At 37.7% G+C, this 12,655-nt stretch carries 12 protein-coding genes; 5 read left to right on the top strand and 7 right to left on the bottom strand.

Annotation, left to right across the window (positions count from 1 at the left end):
* Together K8089_RS02790 and fsa are read left to right on the top strand one after the other, a co-directional pair.
* Positions 1-731 (top strand): T9SS type A sorting domain-containing protein (locus K8089_RS02790; RefSeq protein WP_237601751.1); only part of this gene is annotated, 731 nt, incomplete at its 5' end.
* Between the two features lie 180 nt (positions 732-911).
* Positions 912-1,565, top strand: a complete 654-nt coding sequence (fsa, locus tag K8089_RS02785; protein WP_237601750.1) for a fructose-6-phosphate aldolase — start codon at positions 912-914, stop codon at positions 1,563-1,565.
* A gap of 35 nt (positions 1,566-1,600) precedes the next feature.
* On the opposite strand, the gene K8089_RS02780 is transcribed toward fsa, so the two are convergent.
* The gene (locus K8089_RS02780) at positions 1,601-2,989 is read right to left on the bottom strand and encodes a TlpA family protein disulfide reductase (RefSeq protein WP_237601749.1); all 1,389 of its coding nucleotides are present in this window, start codon (positions 2,987-2,989) and stop codon (positions 1,601-1,603) included.
* Positions 2,990-3,131: 142 nt separating this feature from the next.
* Between K8089_RS02780 and K8089_RS02775 the strand changes: the two genes are divergently transcribed.
* Positions 3,132-4,757, top strand: coding sequence for an ABC-F family ATP-binding cassette domain-containing protein (locus K8089_RS02775; protein WP_237601748.1), 1,626 nt, complete (start codon positions 3,132-3,134; stop codon positions 4,755-4,757).
* 74 nt (positions 4,758-4,831) lie between these two features.
* On the opposite strand, the gene K8089_RS02770 is transcribed toward K8089_RS02775, so the two are convergent.
* The 4 genes from K8089_RS02770 to K8089_RS02755 all read right to left on the bottom strand — a co-directional run bounded on the left by K8089_RS02770 (position 4,832) and on the right by K8089_RS02755 (position 6,598).
* Entirely contained in the window at positions 4,832-5,254 is a 423-nt protein-coding gene (locus K8089_RS02770) for an RDD family protein (RefSeq protein ID WP_237601747.1), read from the bottom strand.
* Positions 5,255-5,274: 20 nt separating this feature from the next.
* Positions 5,275-5,505 carry a hypothetical protein gene (locus K8089_RS02765; RefSeq protein ID WP_237601746.1) on the bottom strand — a complete coding sequence of 77 codons (231 nt, stop codon included), beginning with the start codon at positions 5,503-5,505 and terminating at the stop codon, positions 5,275-5,277.
* 71 nt (positions 5,506-5,576) lie between these two features.
* Complete coding sequence (locus K8089_RS02760) at positions 5,577-5,816, bottom strand: putative signal transducing protein (RefSeq protein WP_237601745.1); 240 nt, start codon at positions 5,814-5,816, stop codon at positions 5,577-5,579.
* Between the two features lie 65 nt (positions 5,817-5,881).
* Entirely contained in the window at positions 5,882-6,598 is a 717-nt protein-coding gene (locus K8089_RS02755) for a hypothetical protein (protein ID WP_237601744.1), read from the bottom strand.
* A gap of 241 nt (positions 6,599-6,839) precedes the next feature.
* Here K8089_RS02755 and K8089_RS02750 point away from each other — a divergent pair, with 241 nt between their 5' ends.
* Complete coding sequence (locus K8089_RS02750) at positions 6,840-7,418, top strand: fasciclin domain-containing protein (protein WP_237601743.1); 579 nt, start codon at positions 6,840-6,842, stop codon at positions 7,416-7,418.
* A 69-nt stretch (positions 7,419-7,487) separates the two neighbouring features.
* Here K8089_RS02750 and pheT read toward each other — a convergent pair whose 3' ends face one another.
* Entirely contained in the window at positions 7,488-9,914 is a 2,427-nt protein-coding gene (gene pheT / locus K8089_RS02745) for a phenylalanine--tRNA ligase subunit beta (protein WP_237601742.1), read from the bottom strand.
* Between the two features lie 131 nt (positions 9,915-10,045).
* The gene (locus K8089_RS02740) at positions 10,046-11,227 is read right to left on the bottom strand and encodes an MFS transporter (RefSeq protein WP_237601741.1); all 1,182 of its coding nucleotides are present in this window, start codon (positions 11,225-11,227) and stop codon (positions 10,046-10,048) included.
* A gap of 135 nt (positions 11,228-11,362) precedes the next feature.
* Between K8089_RS02740 and K8089_RS02735 the strand changes: the two genes are divergently transcribed.
* Positions 11,363-12,655: an erythromycin esterase family protein gene (locus tag K8089_RS02735; protein WP_237601740.1), complete on the top strand. Its 1,293-nt coding sequence runs from the start codon at positions 11,363-11,365 to the stop codon at positions 12,653-12,655.

The following is a 12,655-nucleotide window of genomic DNA, read 5'->3' as shown; positions in this document are numbered from 1 at the left end:
CCAATCTGGAATTCTTATATTGTGATGAAAATTTCTTGACAGAGTTGGATATCTCTCAAAATCCGAACTTAATTGAGGTTTATTGTGATTGGAACCTCTTGACATCATTGGACATTAGCCAAAATCCTGATTTATATTTGTTGTGGGCTGACCATAATGTCATTAGTGGATTTTTTGACACCACACAAAATATTGAGTTGAATTTTTTCACCTGTCTTTATAATAATATTACGGGCTTCGATCTTTCCCAAAACATAAATCTGGAAACATTTGGGGCAGCATCAAATCCAATAGAGGAACTAGACGTGCGGAATGGTAACAATGCGATTATGCAGACATTTGACGTCACAGATTCCAGCGGTTTAAAATGCATCCTCGTGGACGACGCCAGCGCCACCTATTTGGGCGACTGGCTAAAAGACCCAGGGACCACCTTTGTAAACAACCAAGCAGAGTGCGATGCGCTAGGGGTGGCAGATGCAATGCTGCAAGATTTTACTATGTATCCCAATCCGGCAACCAACACGGTTATCTTAAATCTTCCCAACCAAGGGTTTGATGGGCTGATTGTAACGGTGGCCAACAACTTGGGGCAGGTTTTGGAGCAAAAGGAACCCTTGGTAAATACAACGGTCATCCCCTTGGATGTTTCGGGCTATGCCGCGGGAATCTATTTTGTAACCCTAAAAGCGGGCAATGATATTACTACCAAAAAGTTGGTGGTGCGGTAAGATTTTTTTTTTGTACATTAAAGTTAGGAAAAAGGGAGCTTTGTTGGCTTCCTTTTTTGCTTTAAATCGGTTGCCGTTTTAATTAATTGGGTTAATCTAATTTATCAATCTTTTTTAACATTGCTATTTCCCTGAGGAATTCTTCACTATTTTTACAACAATTAATTTGAAACTACACTTATGAAATTCTTTATTGATACCGCAAACCTAGACCAAATACGCGAAGCACAAGACCTTGGCGTGCTTGATGGCGTTACCACAAATCCTTCGTTAATGGCAAAAGAAGGCATTACTGGCCGCAACAATATTTTAAAACATTATGTTGACATCTGTAATATTGTCAATGGAGATGTTTCGGCAGAGGTTATTGCAACCGATTTTGAAGGAATGGTAAAAGAAGGCGAGGAGCTGGCAGAACTTCACCCGCAAATTGTAGTAAAAATACCCATGATAAAAGACGGAGTAAAGGCGCTAAAATATTTTACCGATAATGGCATCCGTACCAATTGTACCCTTGTTTTTTCTGCTGGGCAAGCCCTATTGGCAGCAAAGGCCGGAGCCACCTATGTTTCGCCTTTTATTGGAAGATTGGACGATATTTCTACCGACGGATTGGAACTGATTGCTGACATCCGCTTAATTTATGATAATTACGGTTTTGAAACACAGATTCTTGCCGCTTCCATTCGTCATACAATGCATATTATTAATTGTGCAAAAATAGGTGCCGATGTAATGACTGGGCCGCTTTCTTCAATTGAAGGATTGCTGAATCACCCTTTGACAGATAGTGGTTTAAAGAAATTTTTAGAAGATTATAAAAAAGGAAATTAATTTGGGTTTATATAAATTCTCGCCTTCCCGAGAGCTTATCTATTTAAAAAACCGAGAAGCAGTTGTTCAAAATTTGTATTGAATAAATTGATTTTTCCTTCTAAGATTTTTCCGTCTTTGTCTAAAATCAGGGCGCTGTTCATGTATTTCAATAGCAATTTCTTTTCGGCTTCGTTTAAATTTTCAATTTGAAATTCATACAACGGATTGTAACCATTTCTATTAATGGTTTGGCGCCACTTTTTATAATGCGTGTCTGTGTTTATCCCCAAAAAGTCATATTCGGGATATTTCGATTTCAACTCGGCGGCACGGTTGTGAATATTTTTATAATTTGATGGCGATTTCCCCGACCAGAAATAAACTACGGTAGGCGCTTTAATTATGCTGTGTAAATCTTTTAAGGTGTTATCTGTATTAACCAAGGCAACATTTGGAACGGTGTTTCCTGGGTTTAGTTTTACAGTAATATTGTACATTTTACGCACCTCTTCAACGTGTTTTTTGTCTGAATTCATTTTTGCGAATTCATCAAAAAATTGTTGTTCCTCAGCAGCGTTCTTCGCATTTAAAAAATAAAACATCGCGTTAGAACGAAGGAGACTATTGCGAAGCGAATCGGAAGTAACCAAACTGTCAATAAGTTTTATCCTCCTGTAATTAAAGTCGTAGGAGTTGCGATTAATAGGGACGTCGCTTTTGTATTCTGAAAATACCAGATTCTCAAAATACCGATTCATAAAACGATAATAGGGATAATAAAACTTAAATTCTTCCAACTCAAAGTTTATCTTCTTGCGGTAGTCGAAATAATTTTCATCAAACTCAGCAATTCTATTTCTATTTGCTGCTGCATAGCGTTCTTTTTTAATATAATAATCGTAATTAATATTTGCCATTACGGCGTTTTTAAAACTTTCAACTACTTCGTTTTTAGCTATAAAATCTTTGTATTCCTTAATTTTGAGCTGCTTTAAGGAATCTATTTTATGTGTAAATTCTTTTGAAGAAAGCCCGTACCAATTTTGAAGTTTTAGGTTTTCAGTTTCATTTGTTAAATAGAGATACATCAACAGATTGTTCTGCTCGCCACCTCTTCCGGAGTATGCAAGCGATTCATCAAAATCTAAAGTATTTACGTGCAACAGTAAACTATCGCCTGGCTCTATAAAGAAAACTTGTGTTTCGTTGTGTTTAAGGTTGTAAAGCCCTGCCTTAATTTTATCGGTTTTGTATAGAAAGAAATTATTGGAGTCTAATTTTACGGTGTCTAATATCTCGTTGCCTCTAGAAAAAACAATATAATCTAAGGTGGGATTTATTATCTGGCCGCCAATCCAAGTAGTTTTTACAACATTCTCATCTTTGCTTTTACAGGAAAGTAGTACCGTGAATACTAATAGAAGAAGTAGTTTTTTAAACAATCGAGCTAATTTTAGGAATAACAAACAAATTTAGCAAGCCCTTGACACCAATTTGTTAAATGGTAGTTAAAAGGATTTTTAAAACGTTAATCTTTTCGGGGTGTCGCTTAAATACCTACTTTTGCGCAAAATTTAAAAAGTTATGCTTTCAATTTCAAATCTTTCAGTACAGTTTGGAAAACGTGTGTTGTTTGACGAGGTGAGTACACAATTCACCAAAGGTAATATATATGGTATTATTGGCGCCAATGGGGCCGGAAAATCTACCTTGTTAAAAATTATTTCGGGAAAACAGGAACCTACTTCGGGCCACGTGCATTTGGAGAAGGGAAAACGCATGTCTGTTCTTGAACAAAATCACAACGCATACGACGAGTTTAATGTACTTGAAACTGTAGTACGCGGCAATAAAGAGCTGTTTGAAATTAAAACACAAATAGACAAATTATACGAAAACTATACAGATGATAACGCCGAAAAAATTGGCGAACTTCAAGTTGCTTTTGAAGAAATGAACGGCTGGAATGCCGACAGTGATGCTGCAGCACTGCTTTCGAATCTTGGAATAGACGAAAGTCTTCATTATACAGCAATGAAAGATTTAGACGGAAAACAAAAAGTACGCGTGCTTTTGGCACAAGCACTTTTTGGTAATCCAGATGTGCTAATTATGGATGAGCCAACCAACGACTTGGATTACGAAACTATCAACTGGTTAGAAAACTTCCTGGCAAATTATGAAAACTGTGTAATTGTAGTTTCGCACGACCGTCACTTTTTAGATGCTGTTTGTACGCACATTAGCGATATAGATTTCGGAAAAATAAATCACTACAGCGGTAACTATACTTTCTGGTACGAAAGTAGCCAGCTCGCGGCACGCCAGCGCGCACAGCAGAATAAAAAGGCCGAAGAAAAGAAAAAGGAACTTCAGGAATTTATTATGCGTTTTAGTGCGAACGTAGCCAAAAGTAAGCAAGCTACTTCGCGTAAAAAAATGATTGAAAAACTAAATATTGAAGAAATTAGACCTTCAAGCCGTCGCTATCCTGCAATTATTTTTGAACGCGAGCGTGAAGCTGGCGATCAAATTTTAAGCGTTGATAATTTATCCGCCTCTATTGACGGTGAAACGCTCTTTAAAAATGTAAACATAAACCTTTCAAAAGGCGACAAAGTGGTTATTTATTCGCGTGATTCGCGTGCAGCAACTGCTTTTTATGAAATATTAAACAACAATGCAAAGGCAGATACGGGATCTTTTCAATGGGGAATTACTACAAACCAAAGTTATTTGCCACTAGACAACGAAGCGTTTTTTAAAAACAATCTTTCATTAGTAGATTGGTTGCGCCAGTACGCTAAAACGGAAGAAGAGCGCGAAGAAGTTTTCCTTCGTGGATTCTTAGGTAAAATGCTTTTTAGCGGCGAAGAAGCGCTGAAGAAAAGTAACGTGCTTTCTGGAGGTGAAAAGGTACGATGTATGCTTAGCCGCATGATGATGCAGCGCGCAAACGTACTCATGCTCGATGAGCCTACAAACCACTTAGATTTGGAATCTATTACGGCTTTCAACAATTCATTAAAAAACTTTAAGGGAACGGTCTTGCTTACAACCCATGACCACGAATTTGCACAAACCGTTGGAACGCGAGTTATAGAACTTACACCAAACGGCGCAATAGATCGCTACACAACTTTTGATGAATATATGAATGATAAAAAATTGAAGGAGCAGCGCGATAAAATGTACGCGGTGGAAGCTTAGCCATAGCTAAAAACAAAAATTTAAAACGTCAGCATTGATTTGAAAAACCTTCAAAATCAATGCTGACGTTTTTTTTAATTGGTAAAACTAAATGAGTTTTCTACGGTTTTCGTGTTACAATAGCTGTCCTGAAGCGTTTTTCCATTTATTAGAAATACAAATGCGCTAATTGGTAGAAATAGAATACTTATTGTTTTTAAAACAGTGCGATATATTTGGGCTCGCAGGCTTAATGGGTTGTCGTTTTTTAAAACAACTTTAATTTTTAATAGCTGTTTTCCAACAGTAATTGCATCATTGAAAATATCGAAAATAATAAAATACATCGCGTAGAATAAAAAGGACCAACTGATTCCGTAGGTAACAGTTTGGTCAAAGATAGTGGTTGTGCCCAACGCTCTTTCAATCTCGAAAAAGCCTGAAAATAGCGACGAGATTGTTGCGATAATCAGTAAATCGATTAAAAATGCGAATATTCTTTTGTTATTAAAGTTCATTACTGTGGAGCTTCATTTTATTATTCATCAATTTCTACTAAAAACTCATCGATGGTACTTTGAGCCTTTTCATATTCATCATTTCTGATAAAAACCATCGTTTGGTTTGCAATGCTCATGGTAAAACCTGCTCGCAAACTACTGTCGTGGTCGTTACGTTCTATTGGGCTAATGCCTATTTCGTTTAAGCGTGCAACTAAGCCTTTAGCAATTAGCGTTGGTCCGGTATATATTCGTTTTGTGTCAGACATAGATTTTTTTAACAAAGGTAGAATAGTAAACGCGTTTAAAAAATTATATTACGCACCAGGCACCGCCAATTTTATTCTATTTCTTTTAGATAAGCATCCACGATGGGTTGGGCCATTGCCAATTCGTCTTTCCGAACGAAAATACGCACTTGATCGTCAAATTTATTTCCGGAGCCAAACATAACGCCGCTTTGTTCGTCATCGCGAAGTATCGGGGTAATGTTTACTTCTTCCAGCCTGTCTACCAAAGCCTTAGCCAAAATATCTGAACCGGTATAAATGCGAACTGTTTCTTCTGTATTTGCTGTCATAATTTTATTTTTTTAAACTCTTAATATTTATCTTCTACCTATTACCAACAACCTATAACCTAGATTTAAGCATTGTAATATTTGCTGTTCCAAATTGCGTTATTGAAATTTTTCCCTTTTGAAAAGCCGTAAAGAATTACCATTCCGCCCATCCCGATAAAAATGAAGAAAGCCAAAAATAAATACTCGCCAATTCCGGCGTGGGGGGTGAGCCATTGCATTGGCACAATTGCAGTAAGAAGTATGCTTAAAACCACCACAGTAAACACCAAATTATCAAAATATTTATACGGCCACATAAGCAATTTTCTAAACGGGTGTAAGTCTTTCCCCCATTTGTGAATTAGGTAAAAATAATCATTGCCCATTGGTGCAAAAAGTAAGGGATCGTCTGCATTTTCTAGTTTTAGCAATTTTGCTGGTGCAACTATTTTAAAATTTTTTAAGGCAATCTCGTGTTTATTTTCAAGGCTTCTTATTTTTGAAATGGCTTCTTCGGGAAAATCTCCCTTAAAATAATGCGAATCTAAAAACCGCAAACGATAGGTAATGCATAGGTTTTTAATATCGTCAATATGAAAAATATGCGAGCCGTCCAACAAGTCAAAATTGAAATTGTTTTCTGTTTCAACAGATTTTTTAGTTAAGGTTGAAAGAATTTCTTCGCGTTGCTTTGAGTTTTTAGAAAATATACGTTGTACTTCCTCCATAACAGCTTGCTCGTTAATGCGTTTGGATCGCGATTTTAGCAGCTGTTTTTCAATATTTGTTCTTGAAAACATGATCAGTATTTTTTTGGAAAACTAAATTTACACAGTACATTTCAGCAAAACAACAATTTAACACATTTGCGGGTATTTTTTTAATAAATTCAAGCCTTTTGCGTTTATGGAATAATTGGCTTTGTATTTTATTATATTTACAGCCATAATTTTTTAGTAATTGTCCAATACCAATTTATAAGTCAAATGCCAATGAAAAATCAGGCATTTCAATTTCGGCTTTTAAAACTATTTAAAACAGATGAAACTTAACCGTATATTTTTTCTACTTTTTATAATTTGCTTCGGCACTACTGTTTCGGCACAAAAATATCTTTCAACTAATAATAAAGAGGTTTCCAAAGTTTTGGGTGAAAGCAATTTCACCTCTAGCAAAACCTTTTACGAAAATTTAGAAGAAGCACCAGATTTTACCCTTTTGGCGAAAATTTTAAAAAACGATCCATTGCGAAAAACGCTGGAAAAGCAAGAAATGGTAACTATTTTTGCTATTGCAGATGAAGCCTTTACCGATTTGCCTGAAAAAACCAGAGATTCAATTTTGGATAATTCCAGATTGGTAAACGCAATTGTGAAATATTTAGCCGTTCCTGGCAGATTAGATAAAAACAGTCTTGAAAATGCAGTTAAAGAAAATGGTGGGCAAGCCTATCTAACTACAGTTGAAGGGCAGCGATTGGGCATTAAAGAAGAAGACGGAGTGCTTATGCTGTTTGATGAAGACAACAATACCGCAACAATTATAGCATCAGATTTTTACCATAAAAATGGATTTTTTCATATAGTAAATGGCTTGGTATTCCCACCTTCTGGGAATTAGTTTTAAATACACTTAAAACAAAAAACGGCGACTTTTTAAAGGTCGCCGTTTTTTTATTTCAATATCTGTTTATCGCAGCGAAGCTCCAAATTCACTTTCAAATTTGTGCTGCAACTTCTTCATTATTTTGTCAACCTGTTTGTCCGTCAGTGTTTTTTCAGCGTCTTTAATGGTGAAGCTAAGGGCATAACTCTTTTTTCCTTCGGGCAGATTTTTGCCTTTGTAAACATCAAACAAGGTAACAGATTTTAAAAGTTTTTTTTCTGTTTGAAGTGCAGCTTTACGCAGATCGTCAAATTTTACAGCGTCGTCCAAAAGCAATGCGAAATCGCGCTGAACTGCTTGAAATTTGGCAATTGGTTTTAACTTGAAGTTTTTCGTAGAAATTTGTTTTAGCACCGCATCCCAATTAAAATCTGCGAAGAAAACTTCGGCGTCAACGTCAAATTCGGTTGTTATTTTTTGCTTCACTATTCCAAATTCGACAATAATATCTTTGTTTCTTTTAAAGGCAATTGCTTCAGAAAACACATCGTTTTCGGTAGTTTCTTCTGAATAATCATCAAGACCTAAGCGCTCCATTATAGCGGCAACTGTCCCTTTTCCGAAGAAAAAATTGCTATGTTTTTCGGGCACAGCCCAGTTGCTTTTAGCTTTTAAACCGGTGATAAACAATGATAAATGTTTCATTTCTGTACGGCCACCCGGGAAATTGTGATAGGTTTTCCCGAATTCAAAAAACTTTAAATCACTGCTTTTTCTGTTGCTGTTGTATTCAATTGCTTCCAAGCCAGAAAACAGCATAGATTGGCGCATTACTGATAAATCCTGACTTAACGGATTCAGCATCGATACGTTAAAATGATCCTTTATAGTTTCACTTAAACCGGAATAATTTGGGGATGTAAGCGAGTTGTTCAGCATTTCGTGATACCCAAGTGCCGTGAGTTGCGAAGCTATTTTATTTTGAACCGAATAATCGCTGCCCGGTAAAATCGTGGAAATAGAAGCGTTTAATTTTTCAGTAAATTTTACATTGTTATAACCGTAAACACGAAGAATTTCCTCAATAACATCCACGTCGCGCGTAACGTCGTTGCGGTATGCGGGAATTGTCATCCCAATTCCAGTTTCGGTTACATTATTAATTTTCATCTCCAGCGACGTAAGAATTTCCTTGATGGTTTCCTTTGAAATTTCTTCACCAATTAATTTATCGGCCTTTTCAAAATTTAGGAAAACTTGATGGTCATCAATTTTTTTAGGGTAAAAATCAATTAAATCACTTGTTATTTCTCCGCCTGCAACTTGAAGAATTAAAATGGCGGCACGCCTCAGGGCATAGTCTGTAATGTTAGGATCTATTCCTCTTTCAAATCTGAACGAAGCATCGGTACTTAAACTGTGTCGTTTTGCAGTTTTGCGAATACTAACCGGATTAAAATAGGCACTTTCTAAGAAAATGCTGGTTGTTTCTTCGGTTACACCGCTATTTATTCCGCCGTAAACACCGGCGATACACATGGGTTTTTCGGCATCGCAAATCATTAAATCTTCTTCGTGAAGCTCGCGCTCAACGCCGTCTAAAGTGGTGAATTTAGTTCCCGTGGGCAAAGTCTTTACCTTTACCGTATTTCCTGTAATTTTTGCTGTGTCGAAGGCATGTAACGGCTGCCCAAGTTCGTGTAGCACATAATTTGTAACATCAACAATGTTGTTGATAGGTGAAATACCTATGGCCTTCAACCTATTTTGAATCCAAATAGGAGAGGCTCCAACTTTAATATTGCTAATTGTAATTCCGCAATAACGAGGTGCCAAAGTGCTGTTTTCAACTTTTATATCAATTTTCAGCGTGCGATTATCTACTCTAAAACTACTTGATGAAGGGGTGTTTAGTTTTGTAGAAATATCGTGGTGAAGCAAGCCAGCTTTTAAATCGCGAGCGACACCCCAATGGCTCATGGCATCGGCTCTATTGGGTGTAAGACCTATTTCAAAAACTTTGTCGTTTTCAACTTCCAAAACCTTTGCGAGCGGGGTTCCAGGTTTAAGTTTTCCGTCTAAAACCATAATTCCGTCGTGCGATTTTCCGATACCTAATTCGTCTTCGGCACAGATCATTCCTTCGCTAACTTCGCCGCGAATTTTACCTTTTTTTATCTCCCAAGGTTTTTCATCGGCATCATAAAGTGTAGTGCCAATGGTGGCTACGGGTACTTTTTGACCAACGGCAACATTGGGTGCGCCACAAACTATTTGCAAAACTTCACCGCTGCCCACATCTACTTTAGTCACTTTTAATCGGTCTGCATTTGTGTGCTGAACGCATTCTAAAACGTGCCCAACCACAACCCCTTCCAAGCCGCCTTTTACGGAAGAAAAGTCCTCTATTCCTTCTACTTCAAGACCGAGGTCTGTTAATAGTTCGCCAGTTTTTTCGGCATCCCACGGCAGGTTGATAAATTCTTTAAGCCAATTGTAAGAAATATTCATAAGTGTAAAATTCTAAACAGTGGGCAAAGATAATATTCTATTGGTTATTGTTTATGGTTTCTTGTTTATTGTTTTTTAGAAATGGTTGCCGTTTTTTTGAACCTGCAAGGTTTCCAAAACCTTGTTTTATACTAGCGTCTGTTTTTTTTAGCCGATGAAACATTCCCCAGAAAATAAAGTACAACCAGCAATGTTGCAAAGGCAGATACAAAAAACGTAACATTCGCTCCAAAATAAAACCACAACAAACCAGCCATAACACTCGCAATCATTGCGATTATACTTTGAAATGCGGAATATGTGCCCACGGCCGTCGCGGTGTCTTTTTCTTTGGAAATATTAGTAATCCACGCTTTTGAAATACCTTCGGTTGCGGCTGCGTAAATTCCATAGCCGAAAAAGAGGGCGATAATGGCGTATAGATTTGTTGTTAAACTCATTCCGAAGTAAACCAAACTGAAGATTATTAATCCGAAAACAAACATTTTTTTCAACCCAATTTTATCAGCGAAACTTCCCAAAGGGAATGCAGTGAGGGCGTAAATTAAATTGTAGAAAATGTAAATGCCAATTACCCAAGTGTCATCCAGTCCGGCGTCTTTCGCTTTTAAAAGAAGAAACACATCGCTGCTATTGAAAAGTGCGAAGAATAATAATCCGAGAACTACTTTTCGGTATTCCGAAGAACTTTGTTTCCAATAATTAAGGAACGAGAAGAAGGATAGCTTTTTCTTTTCAGCGACGATTTCAACTTTTTTGTCTTTCAAGAGAAGCGACGCCACAACCGCCAAAACTCCGGGAATAAAAGCAATGTAAAAAAGGTTGATATAATCTGCCGGATAATAATATAAATAGATTAGCGCGAGGGCGGGACCCAAAACGGCACCAAACGTATCCATAGAGCGATGGAAGCCAAAAACTTTTCCCTTGTTAGCTTTTGTTGTTTCGGCCGAAAGCATTGCATCGCGCGCCCCGGTACGGATTCCTTTTCCGAGTCGATCAATTGTGCGGACAAAAAATATGTAGATTGGATAAACAAAAAACGCCATCATTGGCTTTGAAATGGCGCTAAGCGAATACCCCAATTGTACGAATGGCGCGCGCTTGGCTTTGCTGTCGCTCAACTGTCCAAAATAGCCTTTGCTCAGTCCCGCTACGGCTTCTACCAAACCTTCCAAAATTCCAATCAACAAAATTGAAAACCCGATACTTTTTAAATAGATGGGGATGATTGGATAAAGCATTTCGCTGGCCATATCTGTAAATAGACTGACGAGCGACAGAATCCATACGGTGCGGGTGATGGGTTTCAATTTCTTTGAATTTACTTTTAAAGGTAATTCAATTTATATTTTTACGGACTATTTTTCAGCTTTAAACGCGATGGCTTTGTTGGAACATGTCGCTAATTCTTCTTATATTGAAATTATCCATTAATACGTCAATTTATGAAGTTGCGTGCAACACTTTTAATGATTTTTTCACTTATGATGGCATCTGCTCAAAATTTCACGGAAAAGGCAAAATTGCTCGTGAACGCTTCCAGTTTAGACCCACTGATTGCTGCTGCGGGCGATAAAAAGTTAGTCTTGCTGGGAGAAGCCAGTCACGGCACTCACGAATATTATGTGTGGCGAGATATTATAAGCAGACGACTTATAACGGAACACAACTTTAATTTTATTGCTGTGGAAGGTGACTTCGCTAGTCTTTACAATCTAAACCAATATGTAAAAAATGTTGAAGGCGCTGGAAAGTCAGCACGCGAAGTTTTAATGAAACTAAACCGTTGGCCCACTTGGATGTGGGCGAACGAAGAAGTTGTAGCCCTTGCCGAATGGTTACGAAAACACAACGATTCTTTGCCACAGGATAAGAAAGTTGGGTTTTACGGGATGGATGTTTACGATGAATGGCATTCCAAAGAAATGGTTTTGGAGGTACTTAAAAAAACGGATGAATCAAGTTTTAACTTCGCCAAGCAGCAATACAATTGTTTTAATCCACACAAAGGTGAAAGTTGGCAATACGCCCACGCGGTAAAAGGCGGAAAAGAAGATTGTGCCGCAGCTACAAAACGAGTGGTTGACTATATAAGAAGCAATCGCGAGGCTTTAAAAGCGCTTCCGGACGACACTTATTTTTATTTACTTCAGAATGCAATTGTGGTACATAATGCCGAGGAATTTTATCGTGAAAGTGTGGCCTCAAAAGATGCAGTTTCTTGGAATTCCAGGGTTTTTCATATGCGGGAAACAGTGGGAGACTTACTTACACTTTACGGTGAAAATTCAAAAGGAGTGGTTTGGGCACACAACACACATATTGGCGATGCCTCGTTTACCAGCATGCGAAATACTGGTGAAAAAAATATCGGACAACTCAAGCGGGAAAGTTTAGGGAAGGAGAATGTTTTTCTAATTGGTTTTGCCAGTTATAAAGGTAAAGTTATGGCGGGTTCCAGATGGGGTGCCAGAATGGAAGAAATGACCATTCCTAACGCCATTCGAAATAGTGTTGAAACCAAACTAAAAAAAACTGGAATGGATGCCTGTTATTTTATTTTTGATGAAGCCGATCGTCAAGAGGAAAACTTGGAAGTAATGGGCCATAGAGCAATAGGGGTGGTGTACAACCCTCAATTTGACAGACGGCAGTTTGTGCCCACTATTGTACCGATGCGGTATGATGCCCTACTGTTTTTTAAGGAAACCACCGCGTTGAGGCCTCTGCATAGGTAG

The organism is Aequorivita vitellina (assembly GCF_022008365.1).
Lineage (GTDB): Bacteria > Bacteroidota > Bacteroidia > Flavobacteriales > Flavobacteriaceae > Aequorivita > Aequorivita vitellina.
The sequence above is the reverse complement of the archived record's forward strand: the minus strand, read 5'-3'. Positions and strand labels throughout refer to the sequence as shown.

Coding starts and splice junctions, on each gene's coding strand:
- fsa (WP_237601750.1), top strand. CDS start 912: ATGAAATTCTTTATTGATACCGCAAACCTAGACCAAATACGCGAAGCA.
- K8089_RS02775 (WP_237601748.1), top strand. CDS start 3,132: ATGCTTTCAATTTCAAATCTTTCAGTACAGTTTGGAAAACGTGTGTTG.
- K8089_RS02770 (WP_237601747.1), bottom strand. CDS start 5,254: ATGAACTTTAATAACAAAAGAATATTCGCATTTTTAATCGATTTACTG.
- K8089_RS02765 (WP_237601746.1), bottom strand. CDS start 5,505: ATGTCTGACACAAAACGAATATATACCGGACCAACGCTAATTGCTAAA.
- K8089_RS02760 (WP_237601745.1), bottom strand. CDS start 5,816: ATGACAGCAAATACAGAAGAAACAGTTCGCATTTATACCGGTTCAGAT.
- K8089_RS02755 (WP_237601744.1), bottom strand. CDS start 6,598: ATGTTTTCAAGAACAAATATTGAAAAACAGCTGCTAAAATCGCGATCC.
- K8089_RS02750 (WP_237601743.1), top strand. CDS start 6,840: ATGAAACTTAACCGTATATTTTTTCTACTTTTTATAATTTGCTTCGGC.
- pheT (WP_237601742.1), bottom strand. CDS start 9,914: ATGAATATTTCTTACAATTGGCTTAAAGAATTTATCAACCTGCCGTGG.
- K8089_RS02735 (WP_237601740.1), top strand. CDS start 11,363: ATGAAGTTGCGTGCAACACTTTTAATGATTTTTTCACTTATGATGGCA.